Origin of the sequence: Streptomyces asoensis (genome assembly GCF_016860545.1) — a bacterium.
GTDB classification, from domain to species: domain Bacteria; phylum Actinomycetota; class Actinomycetes; order Streptomycetales; family Streptomycetaceae; genus Streptomyces; species Streptomyces asoensis.
In genome coordinates, this window is sequence record NZ_BNEB01000003.1 from 2,308,870 (window position 1) to 2,334,591 (window position 25,722).

General features: G+C 72.8%; 24 protein-coding genes. 9 read left to right on the forward strand and 15 right to left on the reverse strand.

Annotated features, from left to right (window positions below; translation table 11 throughout):
* The first annotated feature begins 60 nt into the window (after nucleotides 1-60).
* Entirely contained in the window at nucleotides 61-1,032 is a 972-nt protein-coding gene (locus tag Saso_RS23035) for a LysR family transcriptional regulator (protein ID WP_189920368.1), read from the forward strand.
* 62 nt (nucleotides 1,033-1,094) lie between these two features.
* On the opposite strand, the gene Saso_RS23040 is transcribed toward Saso_RS23035, so the two are convergent.
* On the reverse strand, nucleotides 1,095-1,868 hold the full coding sequence (locus tag Saso_RS23040; RefSeq protein WP_189920366.1) for an alpha/beta hydrolase: 774 nt from the start codon (nucleotides 1,866-1,868) through the stop codon (nucleotides 1,095-1,097).
* 113 nt (nucleotides 1,869-1,981) lie between these two features.
* Between Saso_RS23040 and Saso_RS23045 the strand changes: the two genes are divergently transcribed.
* Together Saso_RS23045 and Saso_RS23050 are read left to right on the forward strand one after the other, a co-directional pair.
* Nucleotides 1,982-3,106: an adenosine deaminase gene (locus Saso_RS23045; protein ID WP_189920364.1), complete on the forward strand. Its 1,125-nt coding sequence runs from the start codon at nucleotides 1,982-1,984 to the stop codon at nucleotides 3,104-3,106.
* Nucleotides 3,107-3,284: 178 nt separating this feature from the next.
* Nucleotides 3,285-3,638 carry an ATP-binding protein gene (locus tag Saso_RS23050; RefSeq protein WP_189920362.1) on the forward strand — a complete coding sequence of 118 codons (354 nt, stop codon included), beginning with the start codon at nucleotides 3,285-3,287 and terminating at the stop codon, nucleotides 3,636-3,638.
* A gap of 82 nt (nucleotides 3,639-3,720) precedes the next feature.
* Here the strand turns inward: Saso_RS23050 and Saso_RS23055 are convergent, their stop codons facing one another.
* The 5 genes from Saso_RS23055 to afsQ1 all read right to left on the reverse strand — a co-directional run bounded on the left by Saso_RS23055 (nucleotide 3,721) and on the right by afsQ1 (nucleotide 7,690).
* Entirely contained in the window at nucleotides 3,721-3,924 is a 204-nt protein-coding gene (locus Saso_RS23055; protein WP_189920360.1) for a PspC domain-containing protein, read from the reverse strand.
* A 95-nt stretch (nucleotides 3,925-4,019) separates the two neighbouring features.
* Nucleotides 4,020-4,571, reverse strand: coding sequence for a VanZ family protein (locus tag Saso_RS23060; protein WP_189920358.1), 552 nt, complete (start codon nucleotides 4,569-4,571; stop codon nucleotides 4,020-4,022).
* Between the two features lie 175 nt (nucleotides 4,572-4,746).
* A complete protein-coding gene (locus Saso_RS23065; RefSeq protein ID WP_189920565.1) occupies nucleotides 4,747-5,364 on the reverse strand; it encodes a hypothetical protein in 618 nt (205 codons plus the stop codon).
* 2 nt (nucleotides 5,365-5,366) lie between these two features.
* A complete protein-coding gene (locus Saso_RS23070) occupies nucleotides 5,367-7,016 on the reverse strand; it encodes a sensor histidine kinase (protein WP_189920356.1) in 1,650 nt (549 codons plus the stop codon).
* Nucleotides 7,013-7,690, reverse strand: coding sequence for a two-component system response regulator AfsQ1 (gene afsQ1, locus Saso_RS23075; RefSeq protein WP_057584528.1), 678 nt, complete (start codon nucleotides 7,688-7,690; stop codon nucleotides 7,013-7,015). The genes Saso_RS23070 and afsQ1 overlap by 4 nt, the downstream gene beginning before the upstream one ends.
* 574 nt (nucleotides 7,691-8,264) lie before the next feature.
* Between afsQ1 and Saso_RS23080 the strand changes: the two genes are divergently transcribed.
* Nucleotides 8,265-9,008 carry a SigE family RNA polymerase sigma factor gene (locus Saso_RS23080; protein ID WP_189920354.1) on the forward strand — a complete coding sequence of 248 codons (744 nt, stop codon included), beginning with the start codon at nucleotides 8,265-8,267 and terminating at the stop codon, nucleotides 9,006-9,008.
* A gap of 236 nt (nucleotides 9,009-9,244) precedes the next feature.
* Here the strand turns inward: Saso_RS23080 and Saso_RS23085 are convergent, their stop codons facing one another.
* Complete coding sequence (locus Saso_RS23085) at nucleotides 9,245-9,955, reverse strand: nucleoside/nucleotide kinase family protein (protein ID WP_189920352.1); 711 nt, start codon at nucleotides 9,953-9,955, stop codon at nucleotides 9,245-9,247.
* 58 nt (nucleotides 9,956-10,013) lie between these two features.
* Here Saso_RS23085 and Saso_RS23090 point away from each other — a divergent pair, with 58 nt between their 5' ends.
* Nucleotides 10,014-10,421, forward strand: coding sequence for a hypothetical protein (locus Saso_RS23090; protein WP_189920350.1), 408 nt, complete (start codon nucleotides 10,014-10,016; stop codon nucleotides 10,419-10,421).
* 239 nt (nucleotides 10,422-10,660) lie between these two features.
* Here Saso_RS23090 and Saso_RS23095 read toward each other — a convergent pair whose 3' ends face one another.
* The 3 genes from Saso_RS23095 to deoC are packed head-to-tail and all read right to left on the reverse strand — an operon-like array spanning nucleotide 10,661 to nucleotide 13,975.
* Entirely contained in the window at nucleotides 10,661-11,548 is an 888-nt protein-coding gene (locus Saso_RS23095; RefSeq protein ID WP_189920348.1) for an aldehyde dehydrogenase family protein, read from the reverse strand.
* Nucleotides 11,541-12,977 (reverse strand): aldehyde dehydrogenase family protein, encoded by a 1,437-nt coding sequence (locus Saso_RS23100; RefSeq protein ID WP_189920346.1) that lies wholly within the window; start codon nucleotides 12,975-12,977, stop codon nucleotides 11,541-11,543. The genes Saso_RS23095 and Saso_RS23100 overlap by 8 nt, the downstream gene beginning before the upstream one ends.
* Before the next feature lie 5 nt (nucleotides 12,978-12,982).
* Complete coding sequence (deoC, locus tag Saso_RS23105; protein WP_189920564.1) at nucleotides 12,983-13,975, reverse strand: deoxyribose-phosphate aldolase; 993 nt, start codon at nucleotides 13,973-13,975, stop codon at nucleotides 12,983-12,985.
* 123 nt (nucleotides 13,976-14,098) lie between these two features.
* On the opposite strand from deoC, the gene Saso_RS23110 reads away from it, so the two are divergent.
* Both Saso_RS23110 and Saso_RS23115 read left to right on the forward strand, forming a co-directional pair.
* Nucleotides 14,099-14,815 carry a PH domain-containing protein gene (locus Saso_RS23110; protein WP_189920344.1) on the forward strand — a complete coding sequence of 239 codons (717 nt, stop codon included), beginning with the start codon at nucleotides 14,099-14,101 and terminating at the stop codon, nucleotides 14,813-14,815.
* A gap of 240 nt (nucleotides 14,816-15,055) precedes the next feature.
* Nucleotides 15,056-16,741 (forward strand): hypothetical protein, encoded by a 1,686-nt coding sequence (locus Saso_RS23115; RefSeq protein WP_189920342.1) that lies wholly within the window; start codon nucleotides 15,056-15,058, stop codon nucleotides 16,739-16,741.
* Between the two features lie 547 nt (nucleotides 16,742-17,288).
* Here the strand turns inward: Saso_RS23115 and Saso_RS23120 are convergent.
* The 4 genes from Saso_RS23120 to Saso_RS23135 form a co-directional block, all read right to left on the reverse strand.
* Nucleotides 17,289-18,920 carry a phospho-sugar mutase gene (locus Saso_RS23120; RefSeq protein ID WP_189920339.1) on the reverse strand — a complete coding sequence of 544 codons (1,632 nt, stop codon included), beginning with the start codon at nucleotides 18,918-18,920 and terminating at the stop codon, nucleotides 17,289-17,291.
* Nucleotides 18,921-19,046: 126 nt separating this feature from the next.
* Nucleotides 19,047-19,871 (reverse strand): purine-nucleoside phosphorylase, encoded by an 825-nt coding sequence (locus Saso_RS23125; protein WP_189920337.1) that lies wholly within the window; start codon nucleotides 19,869-19,871, stop codon nucleotides 19,047-19,049.
* 105 nt (nucleotides 19,872-19,976) lie between these two features.
* The gene (locus tag Saso_RS23130; RefSeq protein WP_189920335.1) at nucleotides 19,977-20,258 is read right to left on the reverse strand and encodes a type II toxin-antitoxin system RelE family toxin; all 282 of its coding nucleotides are present in this window, start codon (nucleotides 20,256-20,258) and stop codon (nucleotides 19,977-19,979) included.
* Nucleotides 20,259-20,310: 52 nt separating this feature from the next.
* Nucleotides 20,311-20,757, reverse strand: a complete 447-nt coding sequence (locus tag Saso_RS23135) for a gamma-glutamylcyclotransferase (RefSeq protein WP_189920333.1) — start codon at nucleotides 20,755-20,757, stop codon at nucleotides 20,311-20,313.
* A 97-nt stretch (nucleotides 20,758-20,854) separates the two neighbouring features.
* On the opposite strand from Saso_RS23135, the gene Saso_RS23140 reads away from it, so the two are divergent.
* Both Saso_RS23140 and Saso_RS23145 read left to right on the forward strand, forming a co-directional pair.
* Complete coding sequence (locus Saso_RS23140; protein ID WP_189920330.1) at nucleotides 20,855-22,303, forward strand: NAD(P)H-quinone dehydrogenase; 1,449 nt, start codon at nucleotides 20,855-20,857, stop codon at nucleotides 22,301-22,303.
* Between the two features lie 187 nt (nucleotides 22,304-22,490).
* Entirely contained in the window at nucleotides 22,491-23,456 is a 966-nt protein-coding gene (locus tag Saso_RS23145; protein WP_189920328.1) for a DeoR/GlpR family DNA-binding transcription regulator, read from the forward strand.
* A 170-nt stretch (nucleotides 23,457-23,626) separates the two neighbouring features.
* Here the strand turns inward: Saso_RS23145 and Saso_RS23150 are convergent, their stop codons facing one another.
* The gene (locus tag Saso_RS23150; RefSeq protein ID WP_189920326.1) at nucleotides 23,627-25,399 is read right to left on the reverse strand and encodes an acetyl/propionyl/methylcrotonyl-CoA carboxylase subunit alpha; all 1,773 of its coding nucleotides are present in this window, start codon (nucleotides 25,397-25,399) and stop codon (nucleotides 23,627-23,629) included.
* Nucleotides 25,400-25,722 lie beyond the last annotated feature (323 nt).

The following is a 25,722-nucleotide window of genomic DNA, read 5'->3' on the forward strand; positions in this document are numbered from 1 at the left end:
TCGAAGTTACGTACGCCCGCGCTCATCCGTCCAATGCACGGAATCGTCATAATCGTTCCCATGGTGCATCAGCAGAGGTCACGAAGTCGCCTGTCACCGTCCGGTGACACAGAAGACATGACGGACCCGGCGGTGATGTCGCGCGTGCTGGCTCCCCGGCTCGCGTACTTCGCCGGGGTCGCCCGTACCGAGCACGTCACGCGGGCCGCGCAGGAGATGCAGGTGCCGCAGTCGACGCTGTCGCGGGCCATGGTCCGTCTCGAACAGGACCTGGGGGTGGACTTGTTCGCCCGCCACGGCCGCACGGTCTCGCTCACCCCCGCCGGGCGCACCTTCCTCGTCTCCGTCGAGCGTGCCCTCGGGGAGATCGGACGGGCCGCGGAGGAGGTCCGCGCGGACGCCGACCCGGCCACCGGCAAGGTCGCGTTCGGGTTCCTGCACACCATGGGCGCCGAGACCGTCCCCGGACTGATCCACGCGTTCCGCGCCGATCACCCGCGGGTCCGCTTCAGCCTGGTCCAGAACTACGGCGAGGCGATGCTCGAACGGCTGCGGGCGGGGGAGCTGGACCTCTGCCTGACCTCCCCGGTGCCCGACGCGCCGGACCTCGTGGGCCGCCGTCTCGACGAACAGCGACTGCGGCTGGTGGTCCCGGCGGACCACCGTCTCGCGGCGCGCCGGCGGGTCCGCCTCGCCGAGGCCGCCGAGGAGACCTTCGTGACCCTGGAACCCGGCTACGGCCTGCGCCGCATCACCGACGACCTGTGCCAGGAGGCCGGGTTCCGCCCGCGGATCGCCTTCGAGGGCGAGGAGGCGGAGACCTTGCGCGGGCTGGTGGCGGCGGGTCTCGGCGTGGCCCTGCTGCCGCCGCCCGCCGTGGCCCGCCCGGGCGTGGCGGAGCTGACGGTCACGGCCCCCCGCGCGGTCCGCGAGATCGGCGTGGCCTGGCTGGACGGCCATCCGGACACCCCGCCGGTCGCGGCCTTCAAGAAGTTCCTGCTGTCGAGGAGGGGCGCCCTGCTGCCGCACTGAACCCCCGTGCCGGGAACGGAGGTTCAGGGCCGGGCCCAAAGGTCAGGGCCGGCCCAGGAGGGTCAGGGCCGGGCCCGGCGCCGTAACGACGTGCCGAAGCCTGCGGCCAGCGGCATGCGCAGGCCGAGCGGCGGCGGGGCGGCCAGGGCGTCCTCCAGGGGGCGCGAGATCGCCCGTCCGTACAGCGCGCCCATGACGAAGTCCTCGGCCAGCGCGAGGACTTCGCTACGGTACTGGTGCAGCCCGTGACCGTCGGAGTGCACCTCGAACCGGCACACGTCCCGGTTCGCCTTCTTGGCGCGCGACGCGAGCCGGAACGACAGCTCGGGGTCGCACCGCTCGTCCTTCGTGCCGTGCACGATCAGCACCCGCCGCCCCGCCAGCTGCTTCACCGGTTCGGGTGCGGCGGCCATGTCCTCCTCGGGGAGCCAGGGAGCGATCGCCAGCACGGAGTTGACGGCCTCGTGACCGGCCGCCCGCAGCGCGGCCCGCGCGCCCATGTCGACGCCGGCCAGGCACACGGGAACGTCCCCGTACCGCCGTACGGCCTCGTCGGCCGCCCAGACCGCGTCGGCCGCGAGGTGCGCCTCGCTGCCGTTCCAGCCCCGGTAGCGGTAGCGCACGGTGTGGAGGGCGAGTCCCTCCTCGCGTCCCGCCCGGGCGAGCCTGCGCCCCAGACCCCGCACGGAGCCGTCCGTCCACACGGCGGAAGGTCTGCGGCTGGAGACCTCCTCGCCGCCAGGGAGCAGCAGCACGACCCCGCTCACCGCCGTCGGCGCCGGGCCGGGCGCCCTCCCCAGCCGGACCGTGCGGGCCGGCGTCACATCCTGTGCCATGACAGAACAGTGTCAGAAGGGTCGATGTACTCCACCCGTCCGTGCGGTCACCGTTACATATCGGCTGAGTTGTACAGCGCGCCGTCTACGCGCGTAGGAGTTAGAGTGCGGAAATGACGAGCCAGAGCACCCACGCGGGCATCACCCCGAGCTCGGACCAGATCCGGCGGGCACCCAAGGTTCTGCTGCACGACCATCTCGACGGCGGGCTGCGCCCCGGCACGATCGTCGACCTCGCCCGGCGCGCGGGATACGACCGGCTCCCCGAGACCGACCCGGACAAGCTCGGCCTCTGGTTCCGGGAGGCCGCCGACTCCGGTTCGCTGGAAAGGTACTTGGAGACCTTCTCGCACACCGTCGGCGTGATGCAGACCCGCGACGCGCTCGTCCGGGTGGCCCGCGAGTGCGCCGAGGACCTCGCCGAGGACGGTGTCGTCTACGCCGAGGTGCGCTACGCGCCCGAGCAGCACCTCGAAGGAGGGCTGAACCTCGAAGAGGTCGTCGAGGCCGTCAACGAGGGCTTCCGGGAAGGCGAACGGGCCGCCCGGGACAACGGTCACCGCATCCGTGTCGGCGCGCTGCTGACCGCCATGCGGCACGCGGCCCGCGCCCTGGAGATCGCCGAACTCGCCAACCGCCACCGGGATCTCGGGGTCGTGGGCTTCGACATCGCGGGCGCCGAGGCCGGCTTCCCGCCCACCCGGCACCTGGACGCCTTCGAGTACCTCAAGCGCGAGAACAACCACTTCACCATCCACGCCGGCGAGGCGTTCGGGCTGCCGTCCATCTGGCAGGCGCTCCAGTGGTGCGGCGCCGACCGGCTCGGCCACGGCGTGCGCATCATCGACGACATCGAGGTCGCCGCCGACGGGAACGTGAAGCTCGGCCGGCTCGCCTCCTACGTCCGGGACAAGCGCGTCCCGCTGGAGCTGTGCCCCAGCTCCAACCTCCAGACGGGGGCGGCCGCCTCCTACGCGGAGCACCCCATCGGGCTGCTGCGCCGGCTCCACTTCCGGGCGACCGTCAACACGGACAACCGTCTGATGTCCGGCACCAGCATGAGCCGGGAATTCGAGCACCTTGTCGACGCATTCGGTTATACGCTCGACGATCTCCAGTGGTTCTCTGTCAATGCTATGAAGTCAGCATTCATTCCTTTCGATGAACGACTCGCCATGATCAATGACGTGATCAAGCCCGGATATTCCGAGCTGAAGTCCGAATGGCTGTTCCAGTAGACGGCTTCGACCAGCGGATCCGTGGCGAAGGGCGACTGAGAGCCGGGTTTCTTCGCGCCGGGGATGCGGACGGGTGTTCACCATCCGTCCGCATTTCAATGTTTGCCGCGGGCCCCTCTCCGTGTTTACGGTCGAGAACCGCTCTGTTCCCCGTATCCCATTCGAGGACGCATTCATCATGAAGCAGTCTGCTGCCAAGACCCTCGGTGTCGCCGCTCTCGGTGCCGCCTTCGCCGCCGTCGGCGCGGGTGCCGCGAACGCCGCCCCCGCCGTCCCGGACACCGCCCAGGCCCTGGACGGCATCACGAAGACGCTGCCCGCGGAGAACGTGGCCAAGGCGCTCCCCGGTGCCGGTGAGGCGCTGTCGCAGGCCCAGCCGGCGCTCGGCGCGGGTCTGACCGCCGTCCAGCCGGTCGCCGGGAAGCTGCTCGCCGGGGGGCCGACCGCCCCCGTGGCCGGTCTGCTCGGCGGTCTGCCGCTGAAGGGCCTGCCCACGCACGGTCTGCCGGTGAACGGCCTCCCCCTGGGCTGAACGACGCCTGACACGCCCACGCGCCGTCGGGGCGCACCCGGTGCTTCCGGGTGCGCCCCGACGGCGTCGGCGGGGACGGGCGTCACCAGGCGGTGCGCGCCGCCTTGTCCTCGGAGGGGAGCAGGACCCACAGCGCTATGTAGAGCAGGAACTGCGGGCCGGGCAGCAGACAGGAGAGCAGGAAGATCACGCGCATCGTGGTGGCGGAGGTGCCGAAGCGCCGGGCCAGCGCGGCGCACACTCCGCCGATCATGCGGCCATGGGTGGGGCGGGCGAGGCTGGACATCTGCGGCTCCTTCGTGAGCGTCTGTCGGAGGGGGCCCCTTGCGGCTCCTCCATCCGACTTCGACGCTACGGCGCCCGGGGCGACGCGGCGTCGCTCTACGGTGCGACCCCGACCCTGGTAATCCTCGGGGTCGGACCCTGAGCGGCTTCCTCCTGGCGGACCGCCGACGGCTCCCGGTGCTCTGCCCTGCGGCGCAGCCAGGCCCGCACCGGCGGCACCACGGCGACATGCGCGAGCGCCACGCCGACCGTGTTCAGCAGCAGCGAGTCGACGTCCACGACCTGACCGGGCACCCCGGTCTGGAGCAGCTCTATGCCCAGCGACAGCAGGGCGCCCGCCGTGACCGTACGGACCAGGGAGGCGAGCCGCGACACCCGGAGCCTGCCGTGCACCAGCGGCAGCAGGAAACCCAGCGGGGCCAGCAGCCCCATCCCCTCGCCGATCCGCCGGGTCGCCTCGGGCCAGCCCAGTCTCAGGTCGGCCCGGATCCCGTCGAACAGATGGAGGTTGGCCGGCACCACCCAGGGGACGTTCAGCGGGCGCAGCGCGACCCAGGCGACGAACACGAGGTGGGCGGCCAGGAGGAGAATCCCGGTCGCGCGGATGCGGATCGCGGCGCTGCCGCCGATGGAGCCTTGACGCTGCACGCCCCCCAAGACGCGCCCCCCGGCACGATCGGTTCCGGACCGCCGCGCGGAGCCCGCCGGGACCGGCCGGCCGCGGGGTCCGCCGGCGCCCCGCGGCCCGCGGTGACCTGCGGCGACCGCGGGCGCCCGGCGCCGCGTGAGGCGTCCGCCACACGGGCGGGACGGCCCCGGCGGCTCAGCCGCTGCCGGTGACCACCGAGGACGGGGGCTGTGTGCTACCGGGACGGGAACGGACCTCGTCGGTGCACTGGTAGCGGTGCGGCGGCGCGGTGCCCGGGCCGCCCAGGATCACCGAGCCGTCGCCCTCCGCCGCCGCCGAGTCGGAGAACGTGCAGACGAGCTGGGCGAGCGCGTACGAGGTCAGGTTCTCCGGCGAGGTGCTCAGCCGCAGCGCGTCGTCCGGGTCCCTGACGCCCGGGCCGCTCACCGTCATGCCGCCGCGCACGTCCGTCGTGTAGCCGGCCTCCTTCTCGGCCGCCGACGGGGACTCGGCGAGCTGGTCGAGGAGGCCCTGGGCCACCAGCACCCGCCGCTCGAAGTCCGCCGCGCCGTTCGGCACCCGCACCGACCGGTCGACGGCCACCAGCGAGGAACCGCACAGCAGGAACACCTGCACCGGCACACCGGCCCGGGTCGCCTGGGTCGTGACGTCCGGATCGGCGAGCGAGCAGCGCACCCGGGAGGGCGCGGGCCCGAAGTCGGTGGGCACCTCGGTCGCCCGGATCCCGCAGCCGGCGAGCAGACCGGCCAGCACGGGAACCGCGAGCAGCCGCCGTACGGCCGCACGGCCCATGGTCACGACACTTCCCCCTTGTCCTTCCCGGACTGCACCGACTGCACGGGCTGCGCGGACGGACCGGGCTGCGCGGGCCGGCCGGAGGGCACGGAGCGCACCGTCCCGTCGGCCTCCTCGCCGTCCTGGTCCGGCTCCTCCAGCACGCCCCTGGGCAGCCGCAGCGTGAACACCGCACCGCCCTCGGGGGAGTTGGCGGCGGTGATCTCGCCGCCGTGGATGTGGGCGTTCTCCAGCGCGATGGACAGGCCGAGCCCGCTGCCCTCGGAACGCGGCCGGGAGGCACTCGCCTTGTAGAACCGGTCGAAGACGTGCGGCAGTACCTCCTCGGGGATACCGGGCCCGTGGTCGCGCACGGAGATGACGACCGCGTCGTCCGCCGCCGACACCGACACCCGCACCGGCGAACCGCCGTGCTTGAGCGCGTTGCCGATGAGGTTGGCGAGGATCACGTCCAGGCGGCGCGGGTCGAGCAGGGCGTGGATGCCGCGCTCGGCGTCCAGGTCGACCGCGTCCAGCCAGGCGCGCGCGTCGATGCAGTGGGTGATCTGGTCGGCGACGTCGACGTCGTCCAGGACCAGCCGTGCGGTGCCCGCGTCGAAGCGGGTGACCTCCATCAGGTTCTCGACCAGGTTGTTCAGCCGCCGCGTCTCACTGACCACCAGCCGCACCGCGGGCTCGATCATCGGGTCGATACTGCCCGACTCGGCGTCCAGCTCCTCCTCCAGCACCTCCGTGACGGCGGTGATGGCGGTCAGCGGCGTACGCAGCTCGTGCGACATGTCGGCGACGAAACGGCGCGAGGCGTCGTCCCGCGCGGCCATGTCGGCGACCCGCTTCTCCAGGGACTCGGCCGCCCGGTTGAAGGTCCGTGACAGATCGGCGAGTTCGTCCGTCCCCGACACCTGCAACCGGGTGTCGAAGCGGCCCTCGCCGAGTTCCCGCGCCGCCACGCCCAGCCGGTGCACCGGCTTCAGCACGGTCGTCCCGGCGGCCTGCGCGAGCAGCGCGGCGCCGATCAGCGCGAGGCCGGTGGCGATCCCCAGCGACCAGGCGAGCGAGTTGAGGTCCTTGGCCTCCGGCTCCAGCGACTTGCGCATGTACCCGGTCGGCCCGCCCCCGATCACCTTCGTCCCGGCGACCAGGTACGGCGTCCCGTGGGTCACCACCCGCTGCCAGTACAGGTGGTAGGGCGACTTGTTGCCGTCCGTGACGTCCTGCTGCCGGTTCACCGCCGTGCGCAGCGACTCGGGCACGTCCTCCAGCGCGAAGCCGTTCAGGCCGCCCGAATTGCCGAAGACGGTCTTGCCGTCCGCGTCCTCGCCGACCAGCAGCACGCTGAAGCGCTGGCTGCTGTTGGCCATCTGCCCCGCGGTGTGCTGGAGCTCGTCCTGGGAGGGGTGCTCGGGCAGGGAACCGGCCCGGTTCTGCATCTCCTGCTCGAAGTCCCGCAGCACCGCGCCCTGGGTACGCGTCAGCACCGCCTCGCGGTTGAGCCAGTAGGCGATGCCGGACGCGGAGACGGCGGCGGTCAGCGCCACCGCCCCGAACACGACGACGAGCCGCAGCCGCAGGCTGGTCAGACGCAGCCGCGACAGTCTTCCTCTGCGCGCGGCGGACCAGCCGCGGAGCCCCCCTTGCGGCTGTGTCACTGAGGGGCGTCCAGGCGGTAGCCGACGCCGCGCACGGTTCGGATGAGGACCGGGGAGGACGGCACGTCCTCCACCTTGGCCCGCAGCCGCTGGACACAGGCGTCCACCAGCCGTGAGTCACCGAGGTAGTCGTGCTCCCACACCAGCCGCAGCAGCTGCTGCCGGGACAGGGCCTGACCCGGTCGCCGGCTCAGTTCGAGCAGCAGCCGCAGTTCGGTCGGCGTGAGCTGGAGGTCCTCGCCGTTCTTGGTGACCGTCATGGCCGCGCGGTCGATGACGAGGCTGCCGAAGGTCGCCGCGTCGCTCGACTCGCGTTCGCCGCGCCGCAGCACGGCCCGGATCCGGGCGTCCAGCACCCGGCCCTGGATGGGTTTGACGACGTAGTCGTCGGCGCCGGACTCCAGCCCGACGACCACGTCGATGTCGTCGCTGCGCGCGGTGAGCAGGATGATCGGCAGTTGGTCGGTGCGCCGGATGCGCCGGCACACCTCGAAACCGTCGATGCCTGGCAGCATCACGTCCAGCACGATGAGATCCGGCCGCTGCTCGCGCAGCAGCTTCAGACCGTCCTCACCGCTGGCAGCGGTGGCCACCCGGTGTCCCTGGCGGGTCAGAGAGAGCTCCAGGGCCGTACGGATGGCGTCGTCGTCCTCGATCAGCAACAGGGAAGGCACGGGCTCATTCTGGCCCATGAGGGGCCTGTCGTTCGACCTGCGGGCAGGGGACGAGGCCCCGGAGGGGGTTCGCCCGGCCGGCCAGGGCCGTCCACGGACGGCCGGAAAGGGCCTCGAACGCCCGTACCGGGACCGCACTTCCGTCCCCCCGGCAGGCCGCGGACCTGCGGTTCCGGCCCGTCCGGACACGACGGGGCGCATCGACCGGGACCCCTGGCGGACCGGCGCACGGGCCGCCGGCGGACCCCGCGCGGACCCCGCGCGGACCCCGCGCGGGCCCGGTCACCGGAACAGCGCGCGCGTCGCGGGGACCCGGCACGGGCCCGTCTCCGGTCGCCCCGGGGGGTGTCGGCGCGCGCTGCGCCGACCGTGCGGGCGGGTCGTACCGCCGTCGGTTGTGAACGGGCTGTGGAGCCACCGTGACGGACCCCTGTGACAGCTCTGTGACAGTCGGCGGACACGGCGATGAAGTGACAGCGGCAGTCTTTTCGTCACGGGCAAGGCGGCGCCGAACGACAGCGAAGCCGGACCGGAGCGGGACCGAACACCGGAAGTCCACGACGGGGGGCGCGAGATGAACACGCTGCACGGTATGAGCACCAACGCAGTCGCGGTCGTCACGCGTCTGCACGACGTACACCGGGGTTCAGAGAAGTCCGGTGCTGCGACCGGGCGGGGGTGCGGTCGTGGCACCGGGCGTCAGCACACCACCTTCATGACGGTGGTCGACGCGGGGGAACAGGCGGCTCACGGGGGAGCCGCGTACGGGGAGGCTCCGGGGGAGCGCCGCTCCCTGACGGAGGCGGAGTTCACCGCCTACGTCCAGGAGCGCCGCGCCTCCCTGTACGCAACCGCCTACCACCTCACCGGGGACCGCTTCGAGGCGGAGGACCTGCTCCAGAGCGCGCTGTTCTCGACCTACCGGGCGTGGGAGCGGATCAGCGACAAGGCCGCGGTCGGCGGATATCTCCGCCGGACGATGACCAACCTGCACATCAGCGCGTGGCGCCGCCGCAAGCTGAACGAGTACCCGACCGAGGAACTGCCGGAGACGCCCGGCGACACGGACGCGATGCGCGGCACGGAACTGCGCGCGGTCCTGTGGCAGGCGCTCGCCCGGCTTCCCGAACTCCAGCGGACGATGCTGGTCCTGCGCTACTACGAGGGCCGCACCGACCCGGAGATCGCGGAGATCCTCGACATCAGTGTCGGCACGGTGAAGTCCAGCATCTGGCGGTCGCTCCGCCGGCTGCGCGAGGACGAGGTCCTCAGCTTCGGCCGTGACGAGGAGGACGCCTTCGGGGAGCTTGTCGCCTGAGGGTGAACGGGGGAAGGACCCGGCTCCGCTCAGGGGAGCCGGTGAACGGGGGAAAGCACGGGGGAAGCGGTACCGGGGGGCTCCGACGGGGGACGTCAGGGGAGCGGTACCGCGTCAGCACGGGGGAAGCACCACCCCGGGGGGACACGGGGGAGCACCGGGTGAGCGGGGCTGGAGGGCCGGGGGGTCCATCCGGTCCCGCTCTCCTCTTTCTCCGTTTCCCCGCCCACCAAGCCTCAGTGGACGGGTGCGGTGTTCTTCGCCGCCGGGTGACGGCCCGCCGCCGCGGCCGCGAGGCGGCCCATCGCCTCGTCACGGTCGCAGGCGTACGCGCCGAGCGCCGACTGACGGGCGACGATGGAGCGTTCGGAGCGCATCAGGCGCCAGCCGCGGCGCAGCAGGAAGGGCACCGACTTGCGGCCCTCCTTCAGGTCGCGCAGGAAGCGGCGGCGGAAGGTCTTCACCGGACCGCGGCTCAGGCACAGGGCGTCGGCCAGGACGCCCGACTCCCGGCAGCGCTCCACGATCTCGGCGGCGAAGATGCCCTCCGCGATGAACAGCGGGGTCCGTCCGATGTCGACCGCGTCCTCGCCGGTGCGGGCGCTGCGCGAGATGTCGTACACGGGGACCTTCGTCCGGCCCGTGCCGCACAGTTCCACGATCGAGGCGACGGCCGCGTCCGCGTCCCAGGAGGCGGGGTCGTCCCAGTCGATGTCGGAGCTCCCGGCGACCAGCGGCAGCGACGGGTCGTCGCCCTGCTTGTAGAAGTCGTCGAGCCGCAGGACCGGAAGGCCGGAGCGGGCCGCGAGCAGGGACTTGCCGGAGCCGGAAGGGCCGCAGAGCAGCACGACTCGCGTGGGTATGGGCGGAGGGGTCACGGGACACCAGTGTGCGGCATGCCCCGGGCCGTCAACGACCCCGCGGGTCGGCTTTGATGCGCGCGTCACACCTCAACTACCCTTCGTGTCGACCCGATCACCTTGTGCAGCAGAAGGCGGCAACGCGATGGCCCGACACGCTTCCCCCCAGTCCTCCACCGGCCGGCGCGCCCTCGCCGCCCTCGCGACCGCGGGAGTGGCGCTGGGCGCAGGGGCCGGGACGGCCGCCGCCGCCACCGGCGAGCCGGCCCTCGACGTGGTGCACACGCGGCCCACCTCGGTCGGCCGGCTCGACCCGCAGGCGGGGGTGCAGGGGGCGCTCGGCTCCCTGTCGTACGTCACCGGCGCCGTCGCCGGTCTCAAGCCCAACCCCCTCGCGGGTACCGGTGTCGACCCGCTGGACAACGGCGTCGGCACCCAGCTCGCCGACTTCAAGCCGCTGACCTCGCAGATGCTCACCGGCCCGGTGGCGCAGGCGCAGTCGATCGGCTCGATCCCGGTGCTGGGCGAGGTGACGAAGCTGCTGGGCGCCTGAGCGGCCCGCACGGACGGAAGCCGCGCCGCCCCCGGACGAAAGGAGCGGCGCGGCTTCCGTGTCCGCGGGGTGTTCCTAGGGGGTGTCTGACAAATGCCCGCGGCGTCGCGGCGTCTGGCACGCACGCTCGCCGCGTTGCCGAAACACCCACGTGGCTCCGCCACGAGGGCGCTCCGGCGCCTTGCGATCGCACGCACCAGACGCCGCTCCTTCACCCGCGCTCATTTGCCAGACACCCCCTAGTAGGACGAGCCCGAGGCGCCCAGGGAACCCGTGGGGTGCCAGACCGTCTTGGTCTCCAGGAAGGCCGTCATGCGGTCGGTGCCCGGCGTCGCCGACCAGTCGTCCACAGGCTGTGGACGAAGGACGCGCTTCAGGTTGTCGGCCGCGGCGATCTCCAGCTCCTTCGCCAGCGCCTCGTCGGCGCCCGCGAGGTCGATCGCATTGACGTCCTGGTGGGCGGCGAGGGGCGCCGCGATCTCCGCCGTACGGCCGGAGAGGACGTTGACGACACCGGCGGGCAGGTCGGAGGTGGCCAGTACCTCGCCGAGCGACAGCGCCGGCAGGGGGGAGCGCTCGCTGGCGATCACGATCGCCGTGTTGCCGGTCGCGATCACCGGGGCGAGCACCGACACCAGGCCCAGGAAGGACGACTCCTGCGGGGCCAGCACCGTGACCACGCCCGTCGGTTCGGGCGAGGAGAGGTTGAAGTACGGGCCCGCGACCGGGTTTCCGCCGCCCACGACCTGGGCGATCTTGTCGGTCCAGCCCGCGTACCAGACCCAGCGGTCGATCGTCGCCTCGACCTGCTCGGCGGCCTTCGACTTCGACAGGCCCTCGGCGCCGGCGACCTCGTGGACGAACTGGCTCCTGCGGCCCTCCAGCATCTCGGCGACGCGGTAGAGGATCTGGCCACGGTTGTACGCCGTCGCCCCTGACCAGCCGCCGAACGCCTTGCGCGCGGCGACGACCGCGTCACGGGCGTCCTTGCGGGAGGACTGCGGGGCGTTGGCCAGCCACTTGCCCTTTGCGTCGGTCACCTCGTACACCCGGCCGCTCTCGGAACGCGGGAACTTCCCGCCGACGTACAGCTTGTAGGTCTTGAAGACGGACAGGCGATCAGACATCGAGGTATGCCTCCAGGCCGTGACGACCGCCCTCGCGGCCGAAGCCCGACTCCTTGTATCCGCCGAACGGCGAGGTCGGGTCGAACTTGTTGAACGTGTTGGACCAGACGACACCGGCCCGCAGCTTGCCCGCCACGGCCAGGATCCTGGACCCCTTCTCGGTCCAGATGCCCGCCGACAGCCCGTACTGGGTGTTGTTCGCCTTGGCGACCGCCTCGTCGGGCGTGCGGAAGGTCAGCACCGACAGCACCGGGCCGAAGATCTCGTCGCGCGCGATGGTGTGCGCCTGGGTGACGTCGGTGAACAGCGTCGGGGCGAACCAGTAACCGGAGGAGGGCAGTTCGCACTCCGGGGACCAGGCCTCGGCGCCCTCGGCCGTGCCCTTCTCGACGAGCGAGGTGATCCGCGCGAGCTGCTCGGCGGAGTTGATCGCGCCGATGTCGGTGTTCTTGTCGAGCGGGTCGCCGAGGCGCAGCGTGGACAGCCGGCGCTTGAGGGAGTCCAGCAGCTCGTCATGGATCGACTCCTGGACCAGCAGCCGGGAGCCCGCGCAGCACACCTGGCCCTGGTTGAAGAAGATCCCGGTGACGATCCCCTCCACCGCCTGGTCGATCGGGGCGTCGTCGAAGACGATGTTGGCGCCCTTGCCGCCCAGCTCCAGGGTGAGCTTCTTGCGGGTGCCGGCGACGGTCCGCGCGATCTCCTTGCCGACCGCCGTGGAGCCGGTGAAGGCGACCTTGTTCACGTCCGGGTGCGCGACGAGCGCGGCGCCCGCGTCGCCGTAGCCCGGCAGGATGTTGACGACGCCCTTGGGCAGCCCGGCCTGACGGCAGACGTCCGCGAAGAACAGCGCGGACAGCGGGGTCGTCTCGGCGGGCTTGAGGACCACGGTGTTGCCCGTCGCCAGCGCCGGGGCGATCTTCCACGCCAGCATCAGGAGCGGGAAGTTCCAGGGGATGACCTGGCCGGCCACGCCCAGCGGGCGCGGGTTCGCGCCGTAGCCGGCGTGGTCGAGCTTGTCGGCCCAGCCCGCGTAGTAGAAGAAGTGCGCCGCGACCAGCGGGAGGTCGGCGTCGCGGGTCTCCTTGATGGGCTTGCCGTTGTCCAGCGTCTCCAGGACGGCCAGCTCGCGGCTGCGCTCCTGGATGATCCGGGCGATGCGGAAGAGGTACTTGGCGCGCTCGGCGCCCGGCAGCGCGGACCACTTCTCGAAGGCCTTGCGGGCGGCCGCCACGGCGCGGTCGACGTCCGCCTCGCCCGCCCGGGCGACCTCGGAGAGGACCTCCTCGGTGGACGGCGAGACGGTCTTGAAGACCTTGCCGTCGGCTGCCTCGACGAACTCGCCGTCGATGAACAGGCCGTAGGAGGGGGCGATGTCGACGACCGAGCGGGACTCGGGAGCCGGCGCGTATGCGAACTGGGAAGCCATGGTGATCAGTCCACCGTCACGTAGTCGGGGCCGGAGTAGCGGCCGGTGGCCAGCTTCTGGCGCTGCATCAGCAGGTCGTTCAGGAGCGAGGAGGCGCCGAAGCGGAACCAGTGGTTGTCCAGCCAGTCCTCGCCCGCGGTCTCGTTCACCAGGACGAGGAACTTGATCGCGTCCTTGGTGGTGCGGATGCCGCCGGCGGGCTTGACGCCGATCTGGACGCCGGTGCGGTCGCGGAAGTCGCGCACGGCCTCCAGCATCAGCAGGGTGTTCGCCGGGGTGGCGTTCACGGCGACCTTGCCGGTCGAGGTCTTGATGAAGTCGGCGCCCGCGAGCATGCCGAGCCAGCTGGCGCGGCGGATGTTGTCGTACGTCGACAGCTCGCCCGTCTCGAAGATGACCTTCAGCCGGGCGGACGTCCCGCACACCTCGCGGACGGCGGTGATCTCGTCGTACACCTTCAGGTACCGGCCCGCGAGGAACGCCCCGCGGTCGATGACCATGTCGATCTCGTCCGCGCCCGCGGCGACCGCGTCGCGGACGTCGGCGAGCTTCACGTCGAGGGCGGCGCGGCCGGCCGGGAAGGCGGTCGCGACCGAGGCGACCTTGACGCCCGAGCCCGCGACGGCGGCCTTGGCGGTGGCGACCATGTCCGGGTACACGCAGACCGCGGCGGTCGACGGGGTCGTACGGTCGGTCGGGTCGGGGTGGACCGCCTTCACGCCGAGCGCCCGGACCTTGCCCGGGGTGTCCGCGCCTTCCAGCGTCGTCAGGTCGACCATCGAGATGGCGAGGTCGATGGCGTACGCCTTCGCGGTGGTCTTGACGGAGCGCGTGCCGAGAGCGGCGGCGCGCGCCTCCAGGCCGACCGGGTCGACGCCGGGCAGCCCGTGCAGGAAGCTGCGCAGCGAGCTGTCGGACGCGGTCACGTCCATGAGCGCGTGAGCGCCGGGGGTACCTCCCGAGCGCTCCGCGGTGGGGGCAGGTGCATTGGTGGGCATGGTCACCAGACGAGCATATCTACGCGCGTAGCAGGTGTACACCCCGGCGGATGTATCCGTGCGGTCCGGGTACGGCGGGGCTGCGGATGAGCGGGCCGGGGGGCGTCGTGCAGAATCGTGGCCATGACGACCCCGGAAGACCAGTCACCCGCGCCGCAGCCGCCGGCACCCGAGATCAAGGACCGCATCTACCGGTCGCCCGCGGGGATGGCCGGTGGCGTGCTGCTCCTGGGCCTGGTGGGCTGGCTCGGCATCGACGCGATCGTCGCGGGCGAGGGGCGCACGCCGTGGCTCGCGCTCGCCGCGCTGATCCTGCTCGTGCCGCTGATCGTCGCCTTCACGCTGCGGCCCGCCGTGTTCTCCGGTCACGACCGGCTGCGGGTGCGCAACCCGTTCCGGGTGGTCGTGCTGCCGTGGGGCCAGGTGACCTCGCTGCGGTCCGGTTACTCCAACGAGGTGGTCGCCGCCTCGGGCACCAAGTTCCAGCTGTGGTCCGTCCCCGTCTCGCTGCGGGCGCGCAAGCGGGCGAACCAGCGGGAGGCCAAGGCGGCGGCCGCGGAGCGGGCCGGCCGGCGCGACGGCGGCACCGGCGGCCGGGACGGGGGCCTCGGCGGGTTCGGCGGCGGCCGCGGCGGCCTGTCGCGGGGCGCGGGCGCCGCGGTGGACGGACCGGCGCGCGCCGAGACCGACCGCGTCATGGACGAGCTGCGGGAACGCTGGGAGGCACGCCAGAAGGAGGAGAGCGCCCAGGGCGAGGTGACCGTCCGGTGGGCCTGGGAGATCATGGGCCCGGCGGCCGCGGGCGCCGTGGTCCTGGCGATCCTGCTGGCGGTGGGGTAGCGCGGGAGGGCGGGGCGTGGCGGCGTGCGACGCCGCCGGGCGGCACGTCGCGCGGCGTGCCCCGGCGGGGCGTCGGTCCGGGGACCGGGGCGGGTGCGGACAGGGGATCGCGCGGGGCGGAGTGCTCGTGATCGGGCCGGTGCCGTGGAGCGCACGGCCTTCCGTCGTCCTCGGCAGGTGCCCCGGCCGAGACGTACGCCGCGCGGGCGGAGAACTGGTGGCCGGCCGGCCGGGGGAGAGATGACAACGGGTTCTGCCGAGGTTCTGCGGCTGCCGGGCGAGGCGATACCCGAGGGGTGCCGGTCCTGGGAGGCCGAACGGGCGGGGCGCTGGACGCGTGCGCTGCCGCCGCGCTGGGTGCCCGTGCGGGCGCGGACGTCGGTCTTCGTGGCGCTGCCGTTGGCGGCCGTGGCCGCTGCCGGGCTGCTGCACCGGGCGGACGGGCTGCCCGCCTGGGCTGCCGCGCTGACCGCCCTGCCCCTGGTGTGGCTGGTGCTGCGGCCCGAAGCGGCTCTCGTCCTCGCGCCCTTCGCCGCCCTCGCCGTCGCGACGTCGGGGGACTTCGCGCGGCCCGTGCGGCTGGGCCTCACGGCCGCGCTCGTGGGCGTCTGGGCGGCCGTGGGCCTGCGACTGGCCGCGCGGCAGCGGCAGCGGGCGCTGGCGCTGGAGGCCGCCGGCGGAGTGAGCGCCGCGGTGCCCCCGGCGCCCGGAGCCACGGGAGGGAGGTCGGAGCGGGGCACGTTCCTGCTGTGGTCCGGGCTCGTCACGGTCGTCGCCGGCGGGATCCTGTACGCCACCGCGGACCTCTGGGACCCGGCCGAGGACCGGCAGGTGGTGCCCGCCGCCGGCTGGTGCCTCGCCGGACTCGGTCTCACCGTGCTCCACTCCGCGGCGCTGGCCCGCCGCCGGGCGGCCGGTCTGCGCCGGGCGCCCGTCCCGGTGCTGCGCGTGCTCGTGCGGGAGAACCGCGAGGTCGAGACGGAGGTCTTCGCCACCGACGACGTCGCCGCGCTGCGCCCCCTGTTCACCGTGGCCACCACCGAGCTCGGAGGGCGGACGGCGGACGGCGATGACGACGACGCGGACGCCACCGAGGGCGACGCGGGTGTGCGGGAGCTGATCGCACAAATCGACGACGAGCGCGCCGGGCCGCTGCGGGAGGCCGTGCTGTACGGGTCCCCCTGCGACGGGGCCGAGGTCGTGTTCCTCGCCGCCGCCGAGAAGGCCGGTGAGCCGCCGGTGCTGGAGGTGTCCGTGGGGCCGGTGCGGCCGGTGACGGGCGCCGCGCTCCGGCGGACGGCCAGGGCCGAGCGGGGCAGGGCGCTCCGGGATTCCCGCCAGGAGGAGCTGCGCGGGGCCGCCGCCGCGGTCGCCGTCGCCGAACGGACAGGAGGCAGGAGCGGCCCGGTGCAGGTGCGGCGGTGGCGTGCCGGATGGGCCGACCGGTCCGCCGTGGTGCTGGTGCTGCTGTTCCTCTCGGTCCACGGGGAGGACTCCGGGTGGTGGAGGTACGGCTACGGCCTGGCCGTCACCCTGCTCGCAGCCCTGATGGTGCCGCGCCGGATCGGCTGGCGGATCACCGCCGACCGCGAAGGCCTGTGGTTCAACGGCCTGGGCGCCGCCCGGCACCTCGCCTGGGAGCACGTACGGGCCGTGGAGTGCGAGGGCGCCCGGCTGCGGATCCGCAGCCGGCGGGCCTCGTTCGAGGAGTGGCGGGTGGCCGCGCCCCGCTGGCCCCGGCTGGAGGCCAGGCTCGGCCTGCTGCACCCTCACGAGCGGACGGCCGCCGAGATCACCGCGATGGTGCGGGACCCGGGGGCCCGCCCGGCCGGTCTCGCCGGCGAACGGCAGCGGGGGCGCGCGCTGTGGCCGGTCGGGGTCGTGATCGGTGTCCTGGGCGCGGTGGCGGTGCTGTTCCTGCCGTGACGGCCCCTACCGGGCGGGGGCCGTCCGGTGAGACGCCGGGGGTCCGCGTGCGGTGCCGGGTCACCGGGGCGGCGAGTCCGGCGCATGCCGACGGCGACGACGGCTGCGCCCGCGACCGGCGGATCACCCACGCCCGCCGCGAGATCGGCATGGTGTTCCGGAAGCCGAACCCCTTGCCCGCGTGCCGCGACGCCGAGGACACGCTCGTCGAGGAGTGCCTGACGCCGCGTCGAGGAGACGGTCCGCGAACTCTCCGACGACGTGACGATCGCGGTCGTCACCCACGGCATGCGGCAGGCCGTCCGCGTCTGAGACCGGTGCGCGTTCTTCCTCGCCGAGCGGGGCACCCCGGGCGCCGTCGTCGAGCGCGGCCCCCGGACGACACAGCCCGCAGCCGGCAGGCCGCGTCGAGGGCCGCTCCTGGTGAGGTGACCGGACCGGGGCGCGCCGTCCGACGTGACGCCGGGGGTGCGGGACGCCCCGGCGACGGGCGCGCCCGGGGGAAGGGCGAGCGCCGCCCGTCGCGAGGCGGAGCGTGCGGAGCCGGTCAGATGCCCGCTGCCGCCGACAGGTCCCGCTTGATCGCGGCGAGGAGGTCGTCCGCCGTGCGGCGGGCGGCCGGGAGGTCGGTCCGGGCGGCGACCGGGATCACGACCTCCAGGTAGCACTTCAGCTTCGGCTCGGTGCCGCTGGGGCGGACGATGACCCGGGCGCCGTCCAGCGTGTAGCGCAGGCCGTCGGTGGGCGGCAGCCTCTTTGTGCCCCGGGTGAGGTCCTCGGCCCCGGTGACGGCCAGGCCCGCGAGGGAGGCCGGGGGCCGCTCGCGCAGCCGCTCCATCGCGCGGGCGATGACCGAGAGGTCCTCCACCCGGACCGAGAGCTGGTCGGTCGCGTGCAGCCCGTGTTCGACCGCGAGGTCGTCCAGCAGGTCGAGGAGGGTGCGTCCCTCGGACTTGAGGACGGAGGCGAGCTCCGTGATCAGCAGGGCCGCGGTGATGCCGTCCTTGTCGCGCACGCCCTCGGGGTCCACGCAGTAGCCGAGGGCCTCCTCGTAGCCGTAGCGCAGGCCGTCGACACGGGCGATCCACTTGAAGCCGGTGAGGGTCTCCTCGTAGGGCAGGCCCGCCTTCTCGGCGATGCGGCCGAGCAGGGAGGAGGAGACGATCGACTCGGCGAGGACGCCCCGCGCCCCGCGCCGGACGAGGTGGGCGGCGAGCAGGGAGCCGACCTCGTCGCCCCGCAGCATGCGCCAGTCGCCCTCGTGGGGCACCGCGACGGCGCAGCGGTCGGCGTCCGGGTCGTTGGCGACGACCAGGTCGGGCGCGCTCTCGCGGGCCTTCGCGAAGGCGAGGTCCATCGCGCCGGGCTCTTCCGGGTTGGGGAAGGCGACGGTCGGGAACTCCGGGTCGGGCTCGGCCTGTTCGGCGACGAGGACCGGCTCGGGGAAGCCCGCGCGGGCGAACGCGGCGAGCAGGACGTCCTTGCCGACGCCGTGCATCGCGGTGTACACCGTGCGGGCCGTGCGCGGGGAGTCCGGGGCGAGGACCGCGTCCGTGCGGGCCAGGTAGGCGTCGAGGACGGCCTCGTCGAGGATCTGCCAGCCGCTTTCGGGACGGGGGACGTCCTTCAGGGACTCGATCGCGTCGATCTCGGCCGCGATCCCGGCGTCCGCGGGCGGCACGATCTGCGAGCCGTCCCCCAGGTACACCTTGTAGCCGTTGTCGCGGGGCGGGTTGTGGCTGGCGGTGACCTCCACGCCGGCGACCGCGCCCAGGTGCCTTATGGCGAAGGCGAGTACGGGCGTGGGCAGGGGGCGGGGGAGCACCGCGGCCCGGAATCCCGCGCCCGTCATCACGGCCGCCGTGTCGCGGGCGAAGTCCTCGGACTTGTGCCGGGCGTCGTAGCCGATGACGACGACGCCGCCGGCCCGGCCCTCCTTCGTGAGGTACGCGGCGAGGCCGGCCGCGGCGCGGATCACGACGGAGCGGTTCATCCGCATGGGTCCGGCGCCGAGCTCCCCGCGCAGGCCGGCGGTGCCGAACTGGAGGGTGCCGTCGAAGCGGGCGGCGAGCTCGGTGACGTCCCCGGCCGCGAGGAGCGAGGCGAGCTCGTCGCGGGTCTGCGGGTCGGGGTCCTCCGCGAGCCAGGCGTGGGCGCGGGCGAGGAGAGCGTCGTGCACGGTGGGTCAGCCTCCGGTTGCGGGTCGGCGCCGGCCGGTGTCACTCGGCCCGTCCGGCGATCGGGGACGAGGCCCTTTCAGGGCCCGGGCGGGGGCCGGGGGCGGCAGCCCCCGGGAGCGGCCTGCTTACAGCCGGCCCAGCACCTGCGCCAGCAGGGAGCCCATGCGGGTCGCCGAGTCGCGGCCGGCCTGGAGGACCTCCTCGTGGTTCAGCGGCTCCCCGGTCATCCCGGCGGCGAGGTTGGTCACCAGCGAGATGCCGAGCACCTCGGCGCCCGCCTCACGGGCGGCGATGGCCTCCAGCACGGTCGACATGCCGACCAGGTCCGCGCCGATGGTGCGGGCCATGCGGATCTCGGCGGGGGTCTCGTAGTGCGGGCCGGGGAACTGGGCGTAGACACCCTCCTCCAGCGTGGCGTCGATCTCCTTGCACAGGGTGCGCAGCCGCGGGGAGTACAGGTCCGTCAGGTCCACGAAGTTCGCGCCGACGATGGGGGACGTCGCCGTGAGGTTGATGTGGTCGCTGATCAGCACGGGCTGGCCGGGGCGCATGCCCTCGCGCAGGCCGCCGCAGCCGTTCGTCAGCACGATCGTCTTGCAGCCGGCCGCCACCGCGGTACGGACGCCGTGGGCGACGGCGGCGACGCCGCGGCCCTCGTAGTAGTGCGTACGGCCCAGGAAGACCAGCGCGCGCTTCGCGCCGATGGAGTACGAGCGGATCTTGCCGCCGTGGCCCTCGACCGCGGGCGGCGGGAAGCCGGGCAGGTCGGTGACGGGGAACTCGGCGTCGGCAGCGCCGAGGGCGTCGACGGCGGGTGCCCAGCCGGAGCCCATCACGAGGGCCACGTCGTGGGTCTCGGCGCCGGTCAGTTCGCGCAGTCGCGCGGCGGCGGCGTCGGCGGCGGCGTGCGGGTCGCCCTGGATGTCGTCCGGGAGGAGAGATGCGTTCACGCGACTGAGGGTAGCCGCTTCCGGCCTACGCGCGTAGATGACTGAGCCGACGGGATGGCGATCGTTGTCTTGTCGTTTCCAACGAGGGCGCCCGGCGACGGGCGGTCACTCGCCCGTGACGAAGATGTCCTTGTCGTTGAAGACCTCGACGATGAAGATCAGCAGCCTGCCGATGCTGACCGTGTACTCGATGAGGATGTTCTGGGTCAGCCGGATCGTCCGGTCGTCCCCGGTGGAGCTTGTGGGCCGGGACAGATCGGGAAACGGATCCGCGGCGAGCATCATGATGCCCTTGTCGAACGAGGCCCGCTGCTGTTCGTCCAGCCGATCGCGCGCCGCTGCCGCCTGCTCCGTGTAGAAGACGGTGTACGCAGTCCTGCCGGTCATCGCGCTCTCCCGTTCGTGTGCTGATGCGCACCGAGTCTAGAGTCGACCGGGCTCAGCAAGGCCTCTTGCGCAGCTCCATCACGTAATCGTGTGGCGCCCCGGCGGATTCCGCGGCGTCGGCGATCTCGCCCAGGTAGCGGGCCGCGGGCAGACCGCCCTCGTAGCCGTTCAGCACGAACATCCAGGCGGACTCCTCGCCCTCCATGGTCTGCACCCGCACCCGGGTGCGCCGGTAGATGGCGAGGCCGACGCCCTCCCAGCGGTCCAGGGAGTCCTCGTCCATCGGGGCGACGTCGTACAGCGCGACGAAGACCTGCGCGGCGGGGTCCGCCGGATCCTCGACGACCGTCGCCAGGGCGCCCTCCCAGCCCAGCTGCTCACCGCCGAACGTCAGCCGCCACCCGTTGAGCCAGCCGGTGGCGCGCAGCGGCGAGTGGGGAGCGCGGCGGCTCATCAGCCGCGCGTCGAGGTTGCCGGCGTAGGCGGCGTAGAGCGACATGCAAGGAGGGTACGGCAGCCCGCGCACGCGTCACTCTCGTAACGGTGGCGGCCCCCGCGGGCCCCCGGGGCGGTACCACCCGCGCCGGTGCGGGACAATGGAGTACGTGACTCGGATCGTGATCATCGGTGGCGGACCCGGCGGCTATGAGGCGGCGCTGGTGGCCGCGCAGCTCGGCGCGGAGGTGACCGTCGTCGACTGCGACGGTCTGGGCGGGGCGTCGGTGCTGACCGACTGCGTGCCGTCGAAGACCCTGATCGCCACGGCCGAGGTGATGACCACCTTCGACTCCTCGTACGAGGAGCTCGGCATCATCGTCGCCGACGACACCCCGCCGCTGGAGCAGGCGGCCCGGGTCGTCGGCGTGGACCTGGGCAAGGTCAACCGGCGTGTGAAGCGGCTCGCCCTCGCCCAGTCGCACGACATCACCGCCTCCGTCACCCGGGCCGGCGCCCGTGTGCTGCGCGGGCGCGGCCGGCTGGAGGGCATGCAGGCCCTCGACGGCTCGCGCAAGGTCGTCGTCGCTGCCGCCGACGGCACCGAGGAGACCCTCACCGCCGACGCCGTCCTGCTCGCCACCGGCGCCCACCCGCGCGAGCTGCCGGACGCCCAGCCCGACGGCGAGCGCATCCTGAACTGGACGCAGGTCTACGACCTCGGCGAGCTCCCCGAGGAGCTCATCGTGGTCGGCTCGGGTGTGACCGGCGCGGAGTTCGCCGGCGCCTACCAGGCCCTCGGCTCCAAGGTCACCCTGGTCTCCTCGCGCGAGCGCGTGCTGCCCGGCGAGGACCCGGACGCCGCCGCCGTCCTCGAGGACGTCTTCCGGCGCCGGGGCATGAACGTCATGGCCCGCTCGCGCGCCGAGTCCGCCAAGCGGGTCGGCGACCGGGTCGAGGTCACCCTGTCCGACGGCCGGGTCATCACCGGCTCGCACTGCCTCATGGCCGTCGGCGCCATCCCCAACAGCGAGGGCATGGGGCTGGAGGAGGCGGGCGTCAAGGTCCGCGACTCGGGCCACATCTGGACCGACAAGGTCTCCCGCACCACCGCCCCCGGCGTGTACGCCGCCGGTGACGTGACCGGCATCTTCGCCCTGGCCTCCGTCGCCGCCATGCAGGGCCGGATCGCCATGTACCACTTCCTCGGCGACGCGGTGGCCCCGCTCAACCTGAAGACCGTCTCCTCCAACGTCTTCACCGACCCCGAGATCGCCACCGTCGGCTACAGCCAGGCGGACGTGGACGCCGGGAAGATCGACGCCCGCGTCGTCAAGCTGCCGCTGCTGCGCAACCCGCGCGCCAAGATGCAGGGCATCCGCGACGGCTTCGTCAAGATCTTCTGCCGTCCCGGCACGGGGATCGTCGTCGGCGGTGTGGTCGTGGCGCCGCGCGCCTCGGAACTGATCCACCCCATCTCGATCGCCGTCGACAACAATCTGACGGTCGAACAGATCGCGAACGCGTTCACCGTCTACCCGTCCCTCTCCGGGTCGATCGCGGAGGTCGCGCGCCAGCTGCACACCCGCAAGACGGCGGACGAGGGCTGACGGCCGGTTCCGACTCCCCGCTGGTCACGGGGAGTTGACGACGCGTCGTCGCCGGGTTGCCGGGCGGGTGGATGCTTCGGGCGCCCCAACGGGCCCTATACCACTCCCCTTACCCCTGTGCGAACAACTTCTACTATTCGGCGCAAAGAGCTGAAAGCAGACGGTCGTCCGCGTTACTGTCAGTTTCGTGTTCGCTGCAGAACGTCGTCAATTGATCCTCGAAATGGTGCGAGCAAACGGAGCCGTGTCGCTCCGTGAACTCGCCCGCGTCGTCCAGACCTCCGAAGTGACCGTGCGGCGGGACGTGCGCGCACTGGAGGCAGAAGGACTCCTCGACCGCCGGCACGGCGGTGCGGTATTGCCGGGTGGATTCACGCGAGAGTCCGGCTTCCCGCAGAAATCCCATCTCGCGACCGCCGAGAAGACCGCCATCGCGGATCTCGCCGCGGGCTTCGTCGAAGAGGGCGAGGCCATCGTGGTCGGGGCGGGCACCACGACACAGGAGCTGGCCCGCCGGCTCGCCCGGGTGCCCGGACTGACCGTCGTCACCAACTCCCTGCTGGTCGCACAGGCGTTGGCCCATGCCAACCGGGTCGAGGTCGTGATGACCGGCGGCACCCTGCGCGGCTCCAACTACGCCCTCGTCGGGAGCGGCGCCGAGCAGTCGCTCCAGGGGCTGAGGGTGTCACGGGCCTTCATCTCCGGCAGTGGACTGACCGCGGAGCGCGGGCTGTCCACGTCCAACATGCTGTCGGCGTCCGTGGACCGGGCGCTGGTGCAGGCCGCCGCCGAGGTCGTCGTCCTCGCCGACCACACCAAGCTGGGCACGGACACGATGTTCCAGACCGTGCCGACGGACGTCATCACCCGCCTGGTGACGGACGAGCCGCCCGCGCACGACGACCGTGCCGCCACCGAGCTCCAGGCGCTGGCCGACCAGGGGGTGCAGATCGCCGTGGCCGGGGCGTCGGGGAACCCGGGGGGTGACGCGGTCCCGGCGCGGCATCAGCAGCAGCGCCGGGACGTTCCGTTGCCGGCCCCGCGCAGGGGGCAGGTGCCGGGCTCGGCCGCGGGCCTGCGGGCGGCCGCGATGCACGGGGAGCAGGCCCCGGGCGGGGAGCGGGCGCGCGTCGCGGACCTGCGTCGTCGGTGACGGCGCGGTCCGCCTCCCGGGGGCCGCGTCCCCGGACCCCGGCCCGGCCCTGAACGGGCCGCGTCCTCGAGCGCCGGACGGGCCGGATCCACCGGCCGGAGCCGGAAGCGGGCTCCGAACGCGGTGAGGCGCCCGCGGGGCGGGCGCCTCGACACGGTCGAACGGTGGGATCAGTCCTTGATCTCGCAGATCGCGGCACCCGATGTGATGGACGCGCCGACCTCCGCGGCGAGACCCTTGACCGTTCCGGAGCGGTGCGCGTTCAGCGGCTGCTCCATCTTCATCGCCTCCAGGACGACGATCAGGTCGCCCTCCTTGACCTCCTGGCCCTCCTCGACGGCCACCTTGACGATGGTGCCCTGCATCGGGGAGGCGAGGGTGTCGCCGGAGGCCGTGGGCCCGGACTTCTTGGCCGCCCGGCGCTTGGGCTTGGCGCCCGCCGCGAGGCCGGTGCGGGCCAGGCTCATGCCGAGCGAGGACGGGAGGGAGACCTCCAGCCGCTTGCCGCCGACCTCGACGACGATCGTCTCGCGGTCCGTTTCGTCCTCGGCCTCGGCGTCGGCCGGGGCGGCGAAGGCGGGGATCTCGTTGACGAACTCGGTCTCGATCCAGCGCGTGTGCACCGTGAACGGGTCCTGGCTGCCGGTGAGCTCGGGCGCGAACGCCGGGTCCCTCACCACCACGCGGTGGAACGGGATGGCCGTGGCCATGCCCTCGACGCGGAACTCCTCCAGCGCGCGGGCCGCCCGCTGGAGCGCCTGCTCACGGGTGGCGCCGGTGACGATCAGCTTGGCGAGGAGCGAGTCCCACGCCGGGCCGATGACCGAGCCGGACTCCACGCCCGCGTCCAGCCGCACGCCCGGACCGGACGGCGGGGCGAACGCGGTGACCGTGCCGGGCGCCGGGAGGAAGCCGCGGCCCGGGTCCTCGCCGTTGATGCGGAACTCGAACGAATGGCCGCGCAGCTCCGGGTCGCCGTAGCCGAGCTCCTCGCCGTCGGCGATGCGGAACATCTCGCGCACCAGGTCGATGCCGGCGACCTCCTCGGTCACCGGGTGCTCGACCTGGAGACGGGTGTTGACCTCCAGGAAGGAGATCGTGCCGTCGCCACCGACGAGGAACTCGACGGTGCCCGCGCCGACGTAGCCGGCCTCCTTCAGGATCGCCTTGGAGGACGAGTACAGCTCGGCGACCTGCGCCTCGGAGAGGAACGGCGCCGGGGCCTCCTCGACCAGCTTCTGGTGGCGGCGCTGGAGGGAGCAGTCACGGGTCGACACGACGACCACGTTGCCGTGGCTGTCGGCCAGGCACTGGGTCTCCACGTGCCGCGGCTTGTCCAGGTAGCGCTCGACGAAGCACTCGCCCCGGCCGAACGCGGCGACGGCCTCACGGACGGCCGAGTCGTACAGCTCCGGGACCTCCTCGAGGGTGCGGGCGACCTTCAGACCGCGGCCGCCACCGCCGAAGGCGGCCTTGATCGCGATCGGCAGGCCGTGCTCCTCGGCGAACGCGACGACCTCGTCGGCGCCGGAGACCGGGTCGGGCGTGCCGGCGACCAGGGGCGCGCCGGCCCGCTGGGCGATGTGCCGGGCGGCGACCTTGTCGCCGAGGTCGCGGATGGCCTGCGGCGGCGGGCCGATCCAGATCAGGCCCGCGTCCAGGACGGCCTGGGCGAACTCGGCGTTCTCCGAGAGGAAGCCGTAACCCGGATGGACGGCGTCTGCTTCGGACTCCCGCGCAGCGTTCAGCACCTTCTCGATGTCGAGATAGCTGGTCGCAGGAGTGTCACCGCCCAGGGCGAACGCCTCATCCGCGGCGCGGACATGCAGAGCGTCCCGGTCCGGGTCGGCATAGACGGCCACGCTCGCGATACCGGCATCCCGGCACGCCCGGGCCACGCGGACTGCGATTTCGCCACGGTTGGCGATGAGCACCTTGCGCACGATTGAGGCTCCCTCCTTGAAACAAGCCGAGTTTAGGGACTGCCGACACGGCTCTACGACCCGTCCCCAAAGGTGAGCTTGCCCACACGGAGCGTGACGCGAGGCTCACTCGACCGCGAAATCCCTTGTAGTACCGCCGTACGCAGCACTCCTGCGGCAAACCCTAGCCCTCCTGTGTGGTCAAGGTCTCTGTGAAGGCGTGCTGCGGCACACTCTGTTTCTTTGTGGAGTCCCTACGAATGGCCCAATGATTCTTTGCCACGCGCAGAACCCTTGTCCCGACGTTTACCCGTTAGTAGCGTTCAGGCTGTCTCGAACGTACG